The 17,366-nt window shown below is 69.0% G+C and carries 16 protein-coding genes; 8 read left to right on the top strand and 8 right to left on the bottom strand.

The window, feature by feature from the left end; all coding sequences use genetic code 11:
* Nucleotides 1–213: 213 nt before the first annotated feature.
* Nucleotides 214–903, top strand: coding sequence for a hypothetical protein (locus tag SOM08_RS14565; protein WP_116957300.1), 690 nt, complete (start codon nt 214–216; stop codon nt 901–903).
* Between the two features lie 69 nt (nt 904–972).
* The gene (locus SOM08_RS14560; RefSeq protein ID WP_116957299.1) at nt 973–3,006 is read left to right on the top strand and encodes a response regulator; all 2,034 of its coding nucleotides are present in this window, start codon (nt 973–975) and stop codon (nt 3,004–3,006) included.
* 81 nt (nt 3,007–3,087) lie between these two features.
* Here SOM08_RS14560 and SOM08_RS14555 read toward each other — a convergent pair whose 3' ends face one another.
* The 7 genes from SOM08_RS14555 to SOM08_RS14525 form a co-directional block, all read right to left on the bottom strand.
* Nucleotides 3,088–3,783, bottom strand: coding sequence for an ABC transporter ATP-binding protein (locus tag SOM08_RS14555; protein WP_116957298.1), 696 nt, complete (start codon nt 3,781–3,783; stop codon nt 3,088–3,090).
* Nucleotides 3,783–4,568, bottom strand: coding sequence for an ABC transporter ATP-binding protein (locus SOM08_RS14550; protein ID WP_116957297.1), 786 nt, complete (start codon nt 4,566–4,568; stop codon nt 3,783–3,785). The genes SOM08_RS14555 and SOM08_RS14550 overlap by 1 nt, the downstream gene beginning before the upstream one ends.
* Nucleotides 4,565–5,812: a branched-chain amino acid ABC transporter permease gene (locus SOM08_RS14545; protein WP_116957296.1), complete on the bottom strand. Its 1,248-nt coding sequence runs from the start codon at nt 5,810–5,812 to the stop codon at nt 4,565–4,567. The genes SOM08_RS14550 and SOM08_RS14545 overlap by 4 nt, the downstream gene beginning before the upstream one ends.
* A gap of 113 nt (nt 5,813–5,925) precedes the next feature.
* A complete protein-coding gene (locus SOM08_RS14540) occupies nt 5,926–6,960 on the bottom strand; it encodes a branched-chain amino acid ABC transporter permease (RefSeq protein WP_116957295.1) in 1,035 nt (344 codons plus the stop codon).
* Between the two features lie 161 nt (nt 6,961–7,121).
* Nucleotides 7,122–8,357 (bottom strand): branched-chain amino acid ABC transporter substrate-binding protein, encoded by a 1,236-nt coding sequence (locus tag SOM08_RS14535; protein ID WP_116957294.1) that lies wholly within the window; start codon nt 8,355–8,357, stop codon nt 7,122–7,124.
* 154 nt (nt 8,358–8,511) lie between these two features.
* The gene (locus SOM08_RS14530; RefSeq protein ID WP_322469182.1) at nt 8,512–10,155 is read right to left on the bottom strand and encodes a 3-(methylthio)propionyl-CoA ligase; all 1,644 of its coding nucleotides are present in this window, start codon (nt 10,153–10,155) and stop codon (nt 8,512–8,514) included.
* Nucleotides 10,156–10,273: 118 nt separating this feature from the next.
* A complete protein-coding gene (locus SOM08_RS14525) occupies nt 10,274–11,437 on the bottom strand; it encodes a hybrid sensor histidine kinase/response regulator (RefSeq protein WP_322469181.1) in 1,164 nt (387 codons plus the stop codon).
* A gap of 147 nt (nt 11,438–11,584) precedes the next feature.
* Between SOM08_RS14525 and SOM08_RS14520 the strand changes: the two genes are divergently transcribed.
* From SOM08_RS14520 to SOM08_RS14510, 3 genes are read left to right on the top strand one after another with little or no spacing between them, the layout of a single operon-like run.
* Nucleotides 11,585–13,075: a protein adenylyltransferase SelO gene (locus SOM08_RS14520; protein WP_116957291.1), complete on the top strand. Its 1,491-nt coding sequence runs from the start codon at nt 11,585–11,587 to the stop codon at nt 13,073–13,075.
* A gap of 13 nt (nt 13,076–13,088) precedes the next feature.
* Complete coding sequence (gene msrB, locus SOM08_RS14515) at nt 13,089–13,496, top strand: peptide-methionine (R)-S-oxide reductase MsrB (protein WP_116957290.1); 408 nt, start codon at nt 13,089–13,091, stop codon at nt 13,494–13,496.
* 4 nt (nt 13,497–13,500) lie between these two features.
* Nucleotides 13,501–14,520: an LLM class flavin-dependent oxidoreductase gene (locus tag SOM08_RS14510; protein WP_322469180.1), complete on the top strand. Its 1,020-nt coding sequence runs from the start codon at nt 13,501–13,503 to the stop codon at nt 14,518–14,520.
* Between the two features lie 9 nt (nt 14,521–14,529).
* Here SOM08_RS14510 and SOM08_RS14505 read toward each other — a convergent pair whose 3' ends face one another.
* Nucleotides 14,530–15,492, bottom strand: coding sequence for a YcjF family protein (locus tag SOM08_RS14505; protein WP_116957288.1), 963 nt, complete (start codon nt 15,490–15,492; stop codon nt 14,530–14,532).
* A gap of 108 nt (nt 15,493–15,600) precedes the next feature.
* Here SOM08_RS14505 and SOM08_RS14500 point away from each other — a divergent pair, with 108 nt between their 5' ends.
* The 3 genes from SOM08_RS14500 (at nt 15,601) to SOM08_RS14490 (ending at nt 17,305) form a co-directional block, all read left to right on the top strand.
* A complete protein-coding gene (locus SOM08_RS14500; RefSeq protein WP_116957287.1) occupies nt 15,601–16,146 on the top strand; it encodes a septation protein A in 546 nt (181 codons plus the stop codon).
* A 6-nt stretch (nt 16,147–16,152) separates the two neighbouring features.
* Nucleotides 16,153–16,434: a BolA family protein gene (locus SOM08_RS14495; protein WP_116957286.1), complete on the top strand. Its 282-nt coding sequence runs from the start codon at nt 16,153–16,155 to the stop codon at nt 16,432–16,434.
* 91 nt (nt 16,435–16,525) lie between these two features.
* Nucleotides 16,526–17,305, top strand: coding sequence for a peptidylprolyl isomerase (locus tag SOM08_RS14490; RefSeq protein WP_116957285.1), 780 nt, complete (start codon nt 16,526–16,528; stop codon nt 17,303–17,305).
* Nucleotides 17,306–17,366 lie beyond the last annotated feature (61 nt).

Below are 17,366 nucleotides of genomic sequence, written 5' to 3'. Positions count from 1 at the left end.
CAAAACGAATACGGCTGTGCTAATCGGCCCGCGCTTTGCCGCTGCCCGCTTCAAAAGCCGGAGCAGCGCGCGCGCCGCCCATCAGCGTAGGACCCACGCGACACCGGGGTTTCTCGGCGCGTCACGTGAGACAAGGGCCATTGACAATCTCAAAGTGCCAACTTTGGCACACCTCGCCGCCCCCGTTCGTCGCCTTTCGTTTGGAGAACCCTCATGGACATGATTCAGACCCTGACCACCATCGCATCTTCCCCGACCAACGGACACGCCTTCGGGCAAGCCGTGGTCCCCTGGTCCGCACCCGGTGCTGCGCCCTGGCAGGCGCCAGAGCCGCTGAGCGCCATGGTGCTGCACACGCGCACGCAGCGGCTGATGGTGGCGCACCTGCGCGAACTGGCCGATACCCAGACCGAATACGAAATCGACCCCGCCTTGGCCTCCATGGAAGCGCGAAAGGATGAGCTCGGCGTGGTCATGGCCCTGATGCGCGGCAGCGAGCCGATCGGCACCATCCGGTTCATCCCCACCTGCCACAACGTCACCGTGACGGAACGCTTTTGGGGCCACGCCAGCGCAGGAACCGAACTGATCGGTCCCGACAGCTGGGAAGCCGGGCGTCTGATCATGTCGCCCGACCACCGCCGCGGCGATCTGCTGCCCGCCTGCATGTCGCTGGCTTTCGCGGAACTGGTGCAGACGGTGAAAGTGCGGCATCTGCACGGCTCCTGCCACATGCGCCTGATGCGCCTCTACCGGCGCTTCGGCTTCCAGATCCACACCACAACGGTTTTCAATGGCAAGGAATGCGCACTCGTGCATGGTGATGTGCACGCCGTGGCACGCGCGCTCAAGGTCGACCTGAGCGAGCTGACGGATGTGCGGGAGTTCGCGCTGGCGGCCTGAACCGCCGCTGGAACAAACTGCTAGAGTCCCCGCGATCCGGCCGTCGAGGACCGGTAGGGGACCACGCCAATGCTTGCCAGCCTGGAGCGGCTATTCGAACGCTACCGCATCCACCACGAGAGCCAATCGCTGCTGCAATGGATTGGTGGTGTGGGTGCGGTGGCCTTTCCCGTGCTCTACCTCCTGCGCCTCACCTCCATCGTTCCGCCGCGCTACGACGACGTCGCGTGGCGCGTGGTGGCCGTGGTGCTGTGCATCGGTCTGGCCCTGCGTCGCTGGTGGCCCGAGCGCCTTCGAGGGGTCTACATCGGGTATTCCTACCTCGTCGTTTTTTATTGCCTGTCCTTTCTGATGACCTTCACCTCCATGATGAATCAGGGCGGCGCCCTGTCGGTGGTGAACATGGTCATGGGCACGGTGCTCATCATCCTGTTGGCCGACTGGCGCAACGCGGTGGTCATGCTGGTCGGGGGCTATGCGCTGGCGGCTGGCGCCTACCTCTACATAGAACCCACCTCGCCCATTCCCTCGGCCATCGCGGTGGCCGCGCTCACCTCCATCCTGGTGGTGGTGGCCGGCGCGCTGTCCCACGCGGGCCAGAAGCGCGCCGAGCACGAGCGTTTGCGACAGGTCTACACGGGACTGGCGGGCTCCATCGCGCACGAGGTGCGCACGCCATTGGCGCAGGTGCAACATGCGCTGCGCCGCATCAGCGGCCAGGTCTCGGCCGGCTCCGACGCCGGCCTCGCCGCTGAACAGGGGCTGATGGCGGTCCAACGAGGCCTGCAGTCCATCACCATCACGCTGCAGCAGATGGGCGATCGCCAGCCGCAATCGTCGGAGTTTGTCTGGCTGTCGGCCGCGCAATGCGTGCGCGATGCCGTGGCGGGCTACGCCTACGAATCCCAACAGGCGCGCGATTGCGTGCGCCTGCGCATCGAGAAGGACTTCGGCTTTCGCGGCGAGGCAACGGCCATCCAGCTGGTCGTCTTCAACCTGTTGCGCAATGCGCTGTACTACCTGCCCTTGCATCCGCAGATGACCGTAAACATCCAGGTGTCGAGCGAACCCGTGCCACGGATCGCGGTGCGCGACACCGGGCCGGGCATCGATCCCCGGCTGGCGAGCAAGCTGTTCCAGGAGTTCCAGACCCTGGGCAAGGCCGAGGGCACCGGCCTGGGCCTGTCCTTCTGTCGCCGCGTCATGCGCGGCCTGGGTGGCGACATCGAGTGCCGCTCGGAGTGGGGCCATTTCACGGAGTTCACGCTGCGCTTCCCGCTGGCGCCCGCCGGCGCGCCGGTCACCACGGTGGCCCCGGCCAGCGTGGCCCTGGCCGGCCGCAGCGTGCTGATCGTGGACGACCAGCCACTCAACCGCACCATCGCGCGCGCCCTGGTGGGCGAGCTGGGCCTCACGGTGATGGAGGCCGAGCACGGCCAGCAGGCGCTGGACATGCTGCAGGCGGGCCAATTGCCCGACGCCATCCTCATGGACATCAACATGCCGGGGCTCGACGGCATCGCCGCCACGCGGCGCCTGCGCGCCCTGCCCGGCGACGCCGGCCGCGTGCCCGTGCTGGCGCTCACCGCCAACGACTCGGCGGCCGTGCAGGCCCGTGCGCGCCAGGCCGGCATGCAGGGCGTGCTGGGCAAGCCCATCGACCCCGCGGCGCTGCAGCGCGCGCTGAGCGCCGCGCTGCAGGGGCGCAGCACCGCGCCCGCGTCGCCGCCGCCGGCGCCGGCGGCCGACCTGCTCAGCACCACGCGCATCGAGAACTTCCGTCGCCTCGGCCTGCTCGACGACCTGCTGCCGCGCGCCTTGCTGGACCTGCGGCGCCACGTTCAATCGCTGGAGCAGGCGGCCACCTCGGACGACCGGGAAGGCGTGTCGGCCGCGCTGCATGCGCTGGTGGGCCTGGCCGGCGAGGTGGGCGCCCAGGCCCTGCATGCCCGCGCGCGCGAACGCTACGCGGGGTGGCTGGAAGGCCAGCGGCCCGGTGGCGAGGCTTGGACGCGCGAACTGCGCGAGCTGCTGGAGGCCACCGAGCGGGCGCTGTGGCAGTACTGCGGCGTGCGCGCCGAGCGCGTGCCCCCCCTCGCCTGAACGCCGTCGCGGCCGGCGGCCTGGCCGCCATCGGGCCTTTGTACCGGGCCCCGACCTCGGTAGCGGTCGCTTGCCGCGGGGCTAGACCTCCAGCCACTCCTTGCGCACCGCCGGGTCGGCCTTGAGCTGCTGCGGCGTGCCGTCGAAGACGATGCTGCCATGCCCCATCACCAGCGCGCGGTCGGAAATGCTCATGGCGATGGTGAGCTTCTGCTCGATCAGCAGCACCGAGATGCCGCGCGCCTTGAGCTTCTGCAGGTACTCGGCCACCAGCTCCACGATCTTGGGCGCCAGGCCCTCGGTGGGTTCGTCGATGATGATCAGGTCCGGGTCGCCCATCAGGGTGCGGCACAGGGTCAGCATCTGCTGCTCGCCGCCCGAGAGCACGCCGGCCTCGGTGTGCTGGCGCTCCTTCAGGCGCGGGAACATGGCGTACATGTCGTCGAAGCCCCAGCGCGAGCCCTTGCCGGCGCCCTTTTGCCCCAGCAACAGGTTCTGGTGCACGGTGAGCGTGGGAAAGATGTCGCGGCTCTCGGGCACGTAGCCCAGGCCCAGGTGGGCCACCTCGTAGGCCTTGCGGCCCACGATCTCCTGGTTCTTCCACCGCACGCTGCCCTCGCAGTCCACCAGGCCCATGATGGCCTTGGCCGTGGTGGAGCGGCCCGAGCCGTTGCGGCCCAGCAGCGCGACGATCTCGCCGCTGCGCACCTCGAAGTCCACGCCGTGCAGCACGTGGCTTTTGCCGTAGTAGGCATGAAGGTTCTGGATCTTCAGCATCAGTGCCCCGCTCCCTGCGTCTCGGCCACGTGCGAGCCCAGGTAGGCCTCCTGCACGCGTTCGTTGGCGCGCACCGCCTCGGGCGTGTCGAAGGCCAGCACCTCGCCGTACACCACCACGGCGATGCGGTCGGCCAGGCCGAACACCACGCCCATGTCGTGCTCCACGGTCAGCAGGGTCTTGCCCTCGGTGACGTCCTTGATCAGGCCGATGAAGCGGCCGGTCTCGCTCTTGCTCATGCCGGCGGTGGGCTCGTCGAGCAGGATCACGTTGGCGCCCCCTGCAATGGTGATGCCGATCTCCAGCGCGCGCTGCTCGGCGTAGGTGAGGTTCATGGCCAGCACGTCGCGCTTGCGGTCGAGCTGGATCATGTGCAGCAGCTGCTCGGCGCGCTGGTTGGCGTCGGTCAGGTTGGCCAGGAACTTCAGGAAGGTGTAGCGGTAGCCCAGGCTCCACAGCACCCCGCAGCGCAGGTTCTCGAACACGCTGAGCTTGGGGAAGATGTTGGTGATCTGGAAGCTGCGCGACAGGCCCGCGCGGTTGATCTCGAAAGGCCGCTTGCCGTCGATGCGCTGGCCGTTGAGCAGCACCTGGCCGCTGGTGGGCGCGAAGCGTCCGCTGATGAGGTTGAACAGCGTGGACTTGCCCGCGCCGTTCGGTCCGATGATGCCCACGCGCTCGCCCGCCTTCACCGACAGGTTCACGCCGCGGATGATTTCGGTCTTGCCGAAGCTCTTGCGCAGCTCCCTGAGCTCCAGCGCCGGGGTGGATGTGGTGCCGCTCACTGCGCCTCCCTCTGCTTGATCTGGTTTTCGATGTCCTCCTGGATGGCGCCCCAGCGGCGCACGAAGCGGCGCCGCGCCCACTCGAAGAGGCCGAAGCCGCCGAACGCCAGCGCCAGCGCGCCCAGCCAGCTGGCCCAGCCGCGCGCGTGCAGCGTCAGGCCCAGGAAGTTCAGCTCGTCGCCCAGCGTGGTGCTGAGCTGCAGGTGGTAGACCATCTCGATGATGGCCGCCGCGCCCAGCAACATCACCACCGCCGAGGCGATCAATGCCACATAGCTGCCGCTGAGCTCGCGCAGGCGGCCATGGACGGCCACGCGCACGTTCATCATGATCAGGCTGGCGATGCCTCCGGGCGCGTACATCACCATGAACAGGAAGATCAGCCCCAGGTACAGCAGCCAGGCCTTGGTGAGCTCGGACAGCAGGATCAGCGCCAGCACCATCAGCACGCCGCCGATGATGGGACCGAAGAAGAAGGTGGCACCGCCCAGGAAGGTGAACAGCAGGTAGGCGCCCGAGCGCGCCGCGCCCACCACCTCGGCCGTGACGATCTCGAAGTTCAGTGCGCCCAGGCCGCCCGAGATGCCCGCGAAGAAGCCCGCGATGATGAAAGCCAGGTAGCGCACCTTCTGCGTGTCGTAGCCCACGAACTCCACCCGCTCGGGGTTGTCGCGCACGGCGTTGAGCATGCGGCCCAACGGCGTGCGCGTGAAGGCGTACATGGCGGCCACGCAGACGAAGGTGTAGAGCGCGATCAGGTAGTAGACCTGCCGCTGCGGCCCGAAGGTGATGCCCATGAAGGGTTCGCCGGCCATGCGGTCGCCCGACACGCCGCCCTCGCCGCCGAAGAACTCGGGGATCATGAGCGAGAGCGCGAACACCAGCTCGCCCAGGCCCAGGGTGATCATGGCGAAGGTGGTGCCGGACTTGCGCGTGGTGACGTAGCCGAACAGCACCGCGAAACCCAGGCCCGCCACGCCGCCCACCAGGGGAATGAGCGAGACGGGCAAGTGCATCGCGCCCTCGGTGACGCGGTTGAGCGCGTGGATGGCCATGAAGGAGCCCAGGCCGGTGTACACGGCGTGCCCGAAGCTGAGCATGCCGCCCTGCCCCAACAGCATGTTGTAGGACAGGCAGGCGATGATGGCGATGCCCATCTGCGAGAGCACCGTCAGGCCCAGGCCGCTGCCCCAGATCAGTGGCGCCACGATCAGCAGCAGGGCGAAGCCGCCCCAGATGGCCATGCGCGACGCATGCCCAGGTCGAACCGGGAGGTACCGCGGAACCGGCTTTGCCGGGCCGCTGGTAACGCCCCCTTGAGGGGGTCGCGCAAAGCGCGGCGGGGGTGTATTCATGTTCATGTCTCGCGTTTGCCCAGCAGGCCACGCGGGCGGAAGATCAGGATCAGCACCAGGAACAGGTACGGCAGGATGGGCGCCACCTGCGACAGCGTGAGCCGGATGTAGGAGTTGTTGCGCAGTCCCTCCGACAGCGGCACGCCGATCTGCTCGAACAGCGTGAGCAACGAGTACTCGAAGGCGACGGCGAAGGTCTGGATCACACCGATGAGCAGCGAGGCGACGAAGGCGCCCGACAGCGAGCCCATGCCGCCCACCACCACCACCACGAAGATCACCGAGCCCACGGTGGCGGCCATGGCCGGCTCGGTCAGGAAGGTGCTGCCGCCGATGACCCCGGCCAGGCCGGCGAGCGCCGAGCCGGCACCGAAGACCAGCATGAACACGCGCGGCACGTTGTGGCCCAGCGACTCCACCGCCTGCGGGTGCGTGAGCGCGGCCTGGATCACCAGCCCGATGCGCGTGCGCGTGAGCAGCAGCCAGACCGACAGCAGCATCACCACCGCCACCAGCATCATGAAGCCGCGCGTGGCGGGGAACGGGGAGCAGACCACGCGCACCGCGGCGTCGGCGGCGCTGCACAGCTCGGGCGCGGCCGCGCCCCAGACCAGGCGCAGGCCGTCCACGGAATGGTTGATGAGGGTGAAGACCGGGCCCTGCAGCTGCTCGGGCGGGCGAAACTCCACCGCGATGCGGCCCCAGATGAGCTGGACCAGCTCGACGATGACGTAGGACAGGCCGAAGGTCACCAGCAGCTCGGGCACATGGCCGTACTTGTGCACCTTGCGCAGACACTGGCGTTCGAAGGCCGCGCCCAGCAGGCCCACCACGATGGGCGCGACCACCAGCGCCGGCCAGAAGCCCACGAACTGCGCCACCTGGTAGCCCACGTAGGCGCCCAGCATGTAGAAGCTGGCGTGCGCGAAATTGAGCACGCCCATCATGCTGAAGATCAGCGTGAGCCCCGAGCTGAGCATGAACAGCAGCAGCCCGTAGCTGAGCCCGTTCAGCATCGAGATGATGAAAAACTCCATTCCTACCTCATCGTTGAACTGAAAAAAGCCCGAGACGGCTTCCCGTTTCGGGCTTCTCCGGAGTGCAGTGACTTACCCCAGAGGCACCGCGGAACCGGCTTTGCCAGGCCGCAGGTGCCGCCCCCTTGAGGGGGTCGCGCGAAGCGCGGCGGGGATGGTCCTCATCCCGGGCGCTTCATCTGGCAGCTCGTCGGGGTGCTCGACACGTAGTTCGGGTACTCCGCCACGGGCGCCAGCGTCATGCCGGTTTTCTCGGGGCTGTAAGGGTACTTGGCGTCGGCCTTCTGCCACACCGACATGTAGAGCGGCTGCTGCAGCTGGTGGTCGGTCTTGCGCATCTGCACCTCGCCGTTGAAGCTCTTGACCGTGAGGCCTTCCAGGGCGGCGGCCACCTTCACCGGGTCGGTGGACTTGGCCTTGGCCATGGCCGCGCCCAGCATCTCGTACACGCGGATGGTGGAGCCGGTGTAGAAGTCGTCGTTGTACTTCTGGTTGAACTCCGTCATCCACTTGGCCATCTGGCCACCCATGTTGTAGTGGTTGTAGGCGATCTGGTAGACGCGGCCGGCACCGTTGGTGCCCAGCGCGGTGGGCGTGCCGGTGACGCCCGCGTAGTAGGTGAAGAACTTGCCGTTGTAGCCGTTCTCGTTGGCGGCCTTGATGAGCAGCGACAGGTCGGAGCCCCAGTTGCCGGTGATCACGGTATCGGCGCCCGCCGCCTTGATCTTGGCGATGTAGGGGGCGAAGTCGCGCGTCTGCGCCAGCGGGTGCAGGTCCTCGCCCACGAACTGGATGTCGGGGCGCTTGCGGCCGATGGTTTCCTTGGCGTACTTCACGACCTGGTGGCCGTGCGAGTAGTTCTGGTTGAGCAGGTAGATCTTCTTGATGTCCGGCTGCGTGGCGATGAAGCTGGACATGGCCTCCATCTTCATGGAGGTGTCGGCGTCGAAGCGGAAGTGCCAGTAGCTGCACTTGCTGTTGGTGAGGTCAGGGTCCACCGCCGAGTCGTTGAGGTAGAGCACCTCCTTGCCGGGGTTGCGCGCGTTGTGCTTTTCCACCGCGTCGGACAGCGCCAGCGCGACCGAGGAGCCATTGCCCTGGATGATGTAGCGCGCGCCCTGATCGATGGCGGCCTTCAAGGCGTTCAGGCTCTCCGCCGGGCTGAGCTTGTTGTCGATCGCGGTGATCTCGAACTTGACGCCGGCCGGGTTGCCCTTGCCGCTGAATTTCTCGGCGAAGAACTGGTAGCCCTTGAACTGGCTCACGCCCACCGGCCCCAGCAGGCCGGTCAAGGGGTCGATGCGCACCATCTTGACGGTTTCGCCCGCCTGGGCGAAAGACGCGCCGGACGCCACCAGCAGAGCCGCCGCGGCCAGGGCCTTCATGCTCGATTTCATGCCTTGTCTCCTTGATGAGGGTGTTGAACCACAAACCCGAGCAGCGTAAGGCGCGGGGGCGCGGGGGCGCTTCAGGGATTGCCCGGACCCCTATCCCCTGGGCGACACCCGCGCCCGCCCCCCTGCACCGTTGCGGGGCGGCGCGGGCCCACCCTCACACCCCCGGCAGCACGTAGTCGTGGAGCTGCTGGCGCAGCACCATCTTCTGCATCTTGCCGGTGGCGCCCAGCGGGATGGCGTCGACGAAGACCACGTCGTCCGGCACCTGCCACTTGGCGATGCGGCCCTCGTAAAACTTCAGCAATTCTTCACGCGTGACCTCGGCGCCGGGCTTCTTCACCACCACCACGATGGGCCGTTCGTCCCACTTGGGGTGCTTCATGCCGATGCAGGCGGCCATGGCCACGGCCGGGTGGGCCATGGCGATGTTCTCCACGTCGATGGAGCTGATCCACTCGCCGCCGGACTTGATCACGTCCTTGCTGCGGTCGGTGATCTGCATGAAGCCGTCGGCGTCGATGGTGGCCACGTCGCCGGTGGGGAACCAGCCGTGGCCCTGGGCGTCGTAGCGCAGCGGGTCGCCGCCCTCGCCCTTGAAGTAGCTGGCGATGATCCATGGGCCGCGCACCAGCAGGTCGCCGTAGCTCTTGCCGTCCCAGGGCAGCTCGTCGCCGGCCTCGTTCACGATCTTCATGTCCACGCCGAAAATGGTGCGGCCCTGCTTGAGCCGCACCTTGAGCTGCTCGTCGCCCGGCAGCGCGAGCTGGGCGTTCTTGAGCGTGCACACCGTGCCCAGCGGCGACATCTCGGTCATGCCCCAGGCGTGCAGCACGTCGACGCCGTACAGGTCGTTGAAGGCGCTGATCATGGCCGGCGGACAGGCCGAGCCGCCGATCACCGTGCGCTTGAGGGTGCTGAACTTCAGCTGGTTCTGCTGCAGGTGCGCCAGCAGCATCTGCCAGACCGTGGGCACGCCGGCGGCCATGGTCACGCCCTCGGCCTCGATGAGTTCGTAGACCGACTTGCCGTCCAGCGCCGGCCCGGGGAACACCAGCTTGCAGCCCACGGCCGCCGCGGAGTACGGCAGGCCCCAGGCGTTGACGTGGAACATGGGCACCACGGGCAGGATGCTGTCCCGCGCCGAGCAGCCCATGGCGTCGGGCATGGCCGCCCCATAGGCATGCAGCGTGGTGGAGCGGTGCGAGTACAGCGCGGCCTTGGGGTTGCCGGTGGTGCCGCTCGTGTAGCACATGCTGGAGGCGGTGTTCTCGTCGAACTCGGGCCAGGCGTAGCTGTCTTTCTGCGCGCCGATCCAGGCCTCGTAGCTCTGCAGGCCGGGAATGCCGCTGTCGGCGGGCAAGGCGGACGCATCGCACAGGGCGATCCAATGCTTCACCGTGGGGCACTTGCTCCACACCGCCTTGACCAGCGGCAGAAAGCTCATGTCGAAGCACAGGGCCTTGTCTTCGGCGTGGTTGACGATCCACACCAGTTGCTCGGGGTGCAGCCGCGGGTTGAGGGTGTGCAGCACGCGGCCGGTGCCGCTGACGCCGAAATACAGTTCCAGATGGCGATAACCGTTCCAGGCCAGCGTGGCCACGCGGTCGCCGAAGCCCAGGCCCAGCGCGTCCAGGGCGTTGGCCACCTGGCGCGAGCGGCGCGCGACCTCCCGCCAGTTGGTGCGGTGGATGTCGCCCTCGACCCGGCGCGACACGATGTCGGTGGCGCCGTGGTGCCGCTCGGCGTGCACGATGAGGTTGGAAATCAGCAGCGGTTGGCTCTGCATCTGGCCCAGCATGAGTCGGTCTCCGAAGTGGTTGGAATCGTGGCGGCCATGCTAGCCCGGCGCGCAGCGCCCGGCGGACGGGGTTGTCCCGGAGGCAACACCCTTTCGGGGGACGGCCCTGGCGGCGCGCTCAGGCCGCGCCGGCCGCCGGCTGCACGCCGCGCTCGAAGGCCAGCTCCACCGTGGTGCCTTGGCCCAGCGCGGACTGCAGGCGGATGGCACCGCCGGCGGCCTGCATCACGCGCTGGCAGAACATCAGGCCCATGCCGTTGCCGCCGGTGGCCGCGCGCGTGGTGACGGGCTCGCGCGTGAGGCGCGCCAGCACCTCGGGCGCAATGCCGGGGCCGTTGTCGATGAAGCGGATCCAGGCGCGCGGCGCGCCCGGGCCCGGCGCGCAGTCCACTTCGATGCGCAGGCGCGGGTCGGCCGTGTCGCGCAGCGCCAGGATGGCGTTCTTGGTCAGGGTGCACAGCACCAGGTACAGCAGGTCGCGCCGCCCGGGCAGGCGGAAGTCCTGCCGCAACTCGGTGCTCACCCAATGGCGTTCGCGGTCTTCGAAGGGGTACTCGTCGACCAGCGAGCCCAGCAGGCTGGCCGCGCTCACGGTCTGCGGGGCCTCGCCCGGGTAGGCGTCGCGCGCCGATTGCACGAAGGTGGCCACCAGCGACTGGCAGTACAGCGCCCGCCGCTCGGCGCGCTGCAGCGCCGCCAGCAGCTCTTGCGGGCCCAGGCCCTCGAAGCGCACCGTGCCCGGGGCGTCGCCCGGCTCCGGCGGGCGGTGGCGCTCCAGCACCGCCGCCACGCTGCCGCGCACGGTGGCCAGCGGCGTGTTGAGCTCATGCGCCAGGAAGCCCAGGGTTTCGCGCAGCGCGGCGGCGCGGCCCTCGTTGAGCGCACGCTCCAGCGCCTGGTGCCGGTAGAGCGACAGGGCCTCGCGCAGGGCCTCGCGCGTGGGCTCGTCCTCCAGGGGCTTTTCCAGGATGCGCATCACCTGGCCCTGGTTGACCGCCGCGATGGCGACGTCCTTTTCGGCGTAGGCCGTGACCAGCAGGCGCACCAGGTGGCGGTGCTCGCGCCGCACGAAGCGCAGCAGCTTCATGCCGTCCTGCTCGGGCATGCGGTAGTCGGTGATGAGCGCGGCGAAGGACTCCCCGCGCTCGGTGAGGATGGCCAGCGCGTCGTCCACGCTGGCGGCGGTGGATATCTCGAATTCGTCGCCGAAGCAGCGAGAGAACCACTGCCGGGACACGGCTTCGTCGTCCACGAACAGGATGGCCTGGGCGTCAGTCCGCATCGTTTTTCTTCATGGTTGTTATTCCCCCTGGCGCCGGCGTGAGGCCGGCGCATAACCGGCGCCCATTATCAAGCGCGGCCCGGCGCTGGCAATCCGCCATGGCCCTGGTGCCACGCCGGAATACCCCCTGCGGGGACAATTCACCGCATGAACGACACCGCGCTCGCCGCGCCCGCGGCGCTGGACCTCGCCCGGCCCTGGCGCCACCGCTTCGCCGACCTGGGGCCGGCCTTTTTCACCGAGGTGCAGCCCACCCCGCTGCCCGACCCCCACCCGATCGGCCTGAACGCCCCGCTGGCCGCCGCCCTGGGGCTGGACCCGCAGCGCCTGCGCCAGGCCGATGCCGTGCGGGCGCTGGCCGGCTCGCTGCCCGTCGAGGGCACGCGGCCGCTGGCCACGGTCTACAGCGGACACCAGTTCGGCGTCTGGGCCGGCCAGCTCGGCGATGGCCGGGCCATCCTGCTCGGCGAGCTGGACACGCCCCAGGGGCCGATGGAGGTGCAGCTCAAGGGCGCCGGCCTCACGCGCTACTCGCGCATGGGCGACGGCCGCGCCGTGTTGCGCAGCTCGATCCGCGAGTACCTGTGCAGCGAGGCCATGCACGGCCTGGGCATACCGACCACCCGCGCGCTCAGCCTCACCGGCTCGCCGCAGCCGGTGGTCCGCGAGACGGTGGAAACCGCGGCCGTGGTGGCGCGCGTGGCGCCCAGCTTCATCCGCTTCGGGCACTTCGAGCACTTTTCGGCCAACGGCCACACCGCCGAGCTGCGCCGCCTGGCCGACTTCGTCATCGACAGCTGGTACCCCGAATGCCGCGACGGCCATGGCAACGCCTACGCCCGGCTGCTGCAGGCCGTGAGCGCACGCACCGCCGAGCTGATGGCCCAATGGCAGGCCGTGGGCTTCTGCCACGGCGTGATGAACACCGACAACATGAGCATCCTGGGCCTCACCATCGACTACGGCCCCTTCCAGTTCATGGACGCCTTCAACCCGGCGCACATCTGCAACCACAGCGACCATGGCGGGCGCTACGCCTACCACCGCCAGCCCAACGTGGCCTACTGGAACCTCTTCTGCCTGGGCCAGGCCCTGTTGCCGCTGATGGACGAGCAGCAACAGGCGCTCGACGCGCTGGAGCCCTACAAGGCCCTGTTCCCCGCCGCGCTCACGCGCCGCATGGGCGCCAAGCTGGGCCTGGCAGACACGCGGGACGGCGACGCCGAGCTGGTCGAATCGCTCATGCAGCTCATGGCGAAGGACGCGGTGGACTTCACCATCCTGTTCCGCCGCCTGGGCGACGCCGCCGAGGGCCGACTGGACCCCGTGCGCGACCTCTTCCTGCAGCGCGAGGCCTTTGACGCCTGGGCGGCTCGCTGGCAGGCGCGCCTGCGCGCCCAGCCCGGCTTCGACGGCGCCGCCACCGCGGCCGCCATGCACCGCGTCAATCCCCGCATCGTGCTGCGCAACCACCTGGCGCAGACCGCCATCGAACGCGCCCAGCAAGGCGATTTCAGCGAGGTCGACCGGCTGCTGAAAGCCTTGGCGGCCCCGTTCGACGAACGAACCGGCGAGGACGACCTCGCCGCCTTCCCCCCCGACTGGGCGCAGCACATCGAAATCAGCTGCTCCTCCTGAAAGGACCGCCGACATGGACTTCCCCATCAAGAAAACCGAAGCCGAGTGGCGCGAGATCCTCGCCGCCAAGGGCGCCGAGCCCGGCGCCTTCGAGGTCACGCGCCGGGCCTACACCGAGCGCCCCTTCACCGGCAAGTACGAAGAGGTGTGGGCCGATGGCAGCTACCACTGCGTCTGCTGCGGCAACCACCTGTTCGACGCCGGCACCAAGTTCGACGCCGGCTGCGGCTGGCCCAGCTTCTGGAAGGCCGTCCCCGGCGCCATCACCGAGATCAGCGACCGCAGCCACGGCATGGTGCGCACCGAAACCGTGTGCAGCCAGTGCGGCGCCCACCTGGGCCATGTGTTCGAGGACGGTCCCGCGCCCACCGGCCTGCGCTACTGCATGAACTCGGCCGCCATCGACCTGCAGGAGAAGTGAGCCGATGCCGAACCTCGCCGACATCCGACTGTCCATGCTCGACCTCGTCGCCGTGCGCGAAGGCGGCAGCGTGGCCGACGCCCTGGCCATCGCGCGCCAGACCGCCCAGCACGTGGAGCGCCTGGGCTTCACGCGCTACTGGCTGGCCGAGCACCACAACATGAGCGGCATCGCCAGCTCGGCCACGGCCGTGCTGGTGGGCCACATCGCGGGCGCGACGCAGCGCATCCGCGTGGGCTCGGGCGGCGTGATGCTGCCCAACCATGCGCCGCTGGTGGTGGCCGAGGCCTTCGGCACCCTGGCCGAGCTGTACCCGGGCCGCATCGACCTGGGCCTGGGCCGCGCGCCCGGCACCGATGGCCTGACCATGCGCGCGCTGCGGCGCGACCGCGTGGAGACCGAAGCCGATTTCCCGCGCGAGGTGGCCGAGCTGGCCACCTTCCTGGGCCCGGTGCAGCCGGGCCAGCGCGTGGTGGCCGTGCCGGGGCAGAACACGAACGTGCCGATCTGGCTGCTGGGCTCCAGCCTGTTCTCGGCCCGGCTGGCGGCGCAGCGTGGCCTGCCCTTTGCCTTCGCCTCGCACTTCGCGCCGCGCCTGCTGCTGCAGGCGCTGCAGGTCTACCGCGCCGAGTTCCAGCCCTCCGAGACCCTGTCCAAGCCCTACGCCGCCATCGGCGTGCCGCTGATCGCCGCGCCGACCGACGAGGAGGCGGAGTACCTGGCCAGCAGCACCTACCAGCGGGTGCTGGGCATCCTGACCGGCAAGCGCGGGCAGCTGCCGCCGCCGGTCGAAGGCTTCGTGGCCTCGCTGGCCCCGCACGAGCGCCAGGGCATCGGCGATTTCCTGGCCGCCGCCGTCATCGGCGGCCCCGATTCGGTGCGCGCGGGCCTGCAGCGCCTGGCCGACCTGACCGAGGCCGACGAGTTCATCCTCGTCAGCGACGTGTTCGACCCGGCGCTGCGCCTGCGCTCGCTGGACATCGCGGCGGCGGTCATGCGCGAGGGCGCGCCGGCGCCCGCCTGAGCGGCGCGCTCAGCGCCCGCGCACCATCGCCATCACCTGCCCCGCGTCCAGGGTGGCGGCCTTCTGCTGGATCTGCGGCAGGTACTGCGCCTGCATCTGCTTGGCCGGGCCCAGCAGGTCCTGGAAGCTCTGCTTGAGCAGGTCCGTGCTCATCTGGCGCCCGCCCGCGTAGTAGCGCTTGGCCACCTGTCCCAGCGCATAGGTGGTGGCGAAGGAGAACGCCATGCCGGTGGCCGCGCGGCCCACCCCGCCCAGCGCGCGCCCCGCGGCCTTGCCCAGCAGGCCGCCGATGAGCTTGCGGCCGAACTGCTCCAGGTACTGCGAGGTCAGGCCCACGCCCACCGCCGCGATGAACTCGCGGATGTGGCCCTGGTCCAGCTCCACGCCGTGCGCCTTGCCGATCTCGTAGACCATCTTGACCTGCAGCGGAATGATGGCCATCGAGGCCCAGGACTGCGGCAGCAGCTCCAACGCGCCGTTGAGCAGCGCGTAGTTCAGGATGGACTTGTCCAGCGCCGCCCCGTCGGGCCCGCGCCGCTCGCTGGCGGCCGGGGCCGCGGCGGCAGCCACCGCCACGGGCACCACGCTGGCGGCCACGTCCACCAGCTCGGCCTCTGCCTTCTCGAACGCCGCCGATTCGGCCGCATCCGGCCGCAGCCGCGCCTTCAGGTCGGCCAGGAACGCCGTTTCGGCCGGGGAGCGGGCGCCGTCGGCGTCGCACACGCAGACCGCCATTTCGTAGGCCAGCTCCCGCTGGCCCGGGTCGCCCAGCCGGTCCACGCAGGCCGCCAGGTCCACCCGCTTGAGCAGCACGTCCTGGTACACCCGGGCCAGGCCGGCGGCCCCGCCCTCCCCGCCCAGGGATTCGGCAATGCCGCGGATGCTCTCGCGCTCGGCGTCGGCCTTGGCGCCGTCGGCCAGGGCGGCCATGAGGGCGATGGTGAGGATGGCTTGCTGTTCTTGCGGGCTCATGAAATCTCCAGACGACGAACGGGAATGGCCGCCAGGCGGCGGCCGGACATCAGAGCCGCCCGGCCCCGCCGCGGTTCCCTGGCGCGGGCTCCACGGATAATCGCACCCATGCGACTGCTGATCGACTTCTTCCCCATCCTGCTCTTCTTCGCCGCCTACAAGATGCAGGGCATCTACCTCGCCACCGGGGTGCTCATGGCCGCCACCGTGGCGCAATGCGGCATCGTCTACGCCATCGACCGCAAGCTGCAGAACATCCACAAGATCACGCTGGTGCTGGTGCTGGTGTTCGGCGTGCTCACCCTGGTGCTGCAGGACGAGCGCTTCATCAAATGGAAGCCCACGGTGCTCTACGCGGGCATGGCCGTGGTGCTGGGCGCCGCGCTGTGGGGCTGGAAGAAGAACTTCCTGCAGATGCTGCTGGGCAGCCAGCTCACCCTGCCCCAGCCCGTGTGGGCGCGCCTGACGGTGGCCTGGATCGGCTACTTCCTGTTCATGGCCGCCATCAACGCCTGGTTCGCCGCCTATCAGACCACCGAGCAATGGGTGAACTTCAAGCTCTGGGGCTACATCTTCCCGGTGCTCTTCATCGTCGCGCAGGGCCTGTACATCGCGCGCCACATCAAGGACGACGAGCCCCGCTCCGAAACCTGACCCCCCATGAGCCCCAGCGTCCCCACCGCCCCCACCGCTGCCGCCATCGAGGCGCGGCTGCGCGACACCCTCGCGCCCAGCGCCCTGGAAGTCATCGACGAAAGCGCCGCGCACGCGGGCCACTCGGGCGCCAATGGCCTGGGCTACGGCACGCACTTCCGGGTGCGCATCGCGGCGCCCGCCTTCGCCGGACTGGGCCGGGTAGCGCAGCATCGCCTTGTGTATGATGCCCTGCGTCATTTCACCGACGCCGGGCTGCACGCCCTGGCCATCGAGATCCAGCGCTGACACGGCCCCCGGCTACCTTCTGTCACATCCCCCGCGAACCCGCGCGGGCGCGTCGGCTCCAACCCCTTTTTCTCCAACTCCGAGGATTTCCATGAAAGTCACCCTCACGGCACTGACCGCGGCGGCGCTGATCACCACCGCTCCCTGGGCGGCCGCGCAGAACGTGGCCATCGTCAATGGCAAGCCCGTGCCCACGGCGCGCGTCGACGCGCTGGTGCAGCAGATCGAGGCCACGGGCCGGCCGGTGGACGACGCCGTGCGCGCGCAGATCAAGGAAGAGGTGGTGCTGCGCGAGATCTTCATGCAGGAAGCGCAGAAGAAGGGCGTGGCCAACACCACCGAGTTCAAGAACCAGATGGAGCTGGCGCGCCAGACCATCATGATCCGCGCCCTCTTCGCCGACTACCAGAAGAAGCACCCGGTGACCGACGAGGAGATCAAGGCCGAGTACGACAAATTCGCGGCCGCCAGCGCCGGCAAGGAGTACAAGGCCCGCCACATCCTGGTCGAGAAGGAAGACGAGGCCAAGGCCATCATCGCCAGCCTGAAGAAAGGCGCCAAGTTCGAAGACATCGCCAAGAAGCAGTCGAAGGACCCGGGCTCCGGCGCCAACGGCGGCGACCTGGACTGGGCGCCCGCGGCGAACTACGTGCCCGAGTTCTCGCAGGCCCTGCTCAAACTGGAAAAGGGCCAGCTGGCCGACGCGCCGGTGCAGAGCCAGTTCGGCTGGCACGTGATCCGCGTGGACGACATCCGCGACGCGGAGATCCCCAAGCTGGAAGATCTCAAGCCGCAGATCGCGCAACAACTGGCGCAGCAGAAGATGCAGAAGTACCAGCAGGACCTGCGCGACAAGGCCAAGGTGCAGTGAGCGGCGCCCGGCCCCGTCCCGGCATGAAAAAAAGCGCGGCCCGGCCGCGCTTTTTTGTGTC

The organism is Hydrogenophaga sp. SNF1 (assembly GCF_034421675.1).
Classification (GTDB): domain Bacteria; phylum Pseudomonadota; class Gammaproteobacteria; order Burkholderiales; family Burkholderiaceae_C; genus Hydrogenophaga; species Hydrogenophaga borbori.
The sequence above is the reverse complement of the archived record's forward strand: the minus strand, read 5'-3'. Positions and strand labels throughout refer to the sequence as shown.

Bases quoted from the DNA above. Each gene is read 5' to 3' on its own strand.
- SOM08_RS14540 (WP_116957295.1), bottom strand. From the start codon at position 6,960: ATGGAGTTTTTCATCATCTCGATGCTGAACGGGCTCAGCTACGGGCTG.
- SOM08_RS14535 (WP_116957294.1), bottom strand. From the start codon at position 8,357: ATGAAATCGAGCATGAAGGCCCTGGCCGCGGCGGCTCTGCTGGTGGCG.
- SOM08_RS14555 (WP_116957298.1), bottom strand. From the start codon at position 3,783: ATGCTGAAGATCCAGAACCTTCATGCCTACTACGGCAAAAGCCACGTG.
- SOM08_RS14490 (WP_116957285.1), top strand. From the start codon at position 16,526: ATGAAAGTCACCCTCACGGCACTGACCGCGGCGGCGCTGATCACCACC.
- SOM08_RS14505 (WP_116957288.1), bottom strand. From the start codon at position 15,492: ATGAGCCCGCAAGAACAGCAAGCCATCCTCACCATCGCCCTCATGGCC.
- msrB (WP_116957290.1), top strand. From the start codon at position 13,089: ATGGACTTCCCCATCAAGAAAACCGAAGCCGAGTGGCGCGAGATCCTC.
- SOM08_RS14530 (WP_322469182.1), bottom strand. From the start codon at position 10,155: ATGCTGGGCCAGATGCAGAGCCAACCGCTGCTGATTTCCAACCTCATC.
- SOM08_RS14495 (WP_116957286.1), top strand. From the start codon at position 16,153: ATGAGCCCCAGCGTCCCCACCGCCCCCACCGCTGCCGCCATCGAGGCG.
- SOM08_RS14525 (WP_322469181.1), bottom strand. From the start codon at position 11,437: ATGCGGACTGACGCCCAGGCCATCCTGTTCGTGGACGACGAAGCCGTG.
- SOM08_RS14500 (WP_116957287.1), top strand. From the start codon at position 15,601: ATGCGACTGCTGATCGACTTCTTCCCCATCCTGCTCTTCTTCGCCGCC.
- SOM08_RS14545 (WP_116957296.1), bottom strand. From the start codon at position 5,812: ATGGCCATCTGGGGCGGCTTCGCCCTGCTGCTGATCGTGGCGCCACTG.
- SOM08_RS14560 (WP_116957299.1), top strand. From the start codon at position 973: ATGCTTGCCAGCCTGGAGCGGCTATTCGAACGCTACCGCATCCACCAC.
- SOM08_RS14510 (WP_322469180.1), top strand. From the start codon at position 13,501: ATGCCGAACCTCGCCGACATCCGACTGTCCATGCTCGACCTCGTCGCC.
- SOM08_RS14565 (WP_116957300.1), top strand. From the start codon at position 214: ATGGACATGATTCAGACCCTGACCACCATCGCATCTTCCCCGACCAAC.
- SOM08_RS14520 (WP_116957291.1), top strand. From the start codon at position 11,585: ATGAACGACACCGCGCTCGCCGCGCCCGCGGCGCTGGACCTCGCCCGG.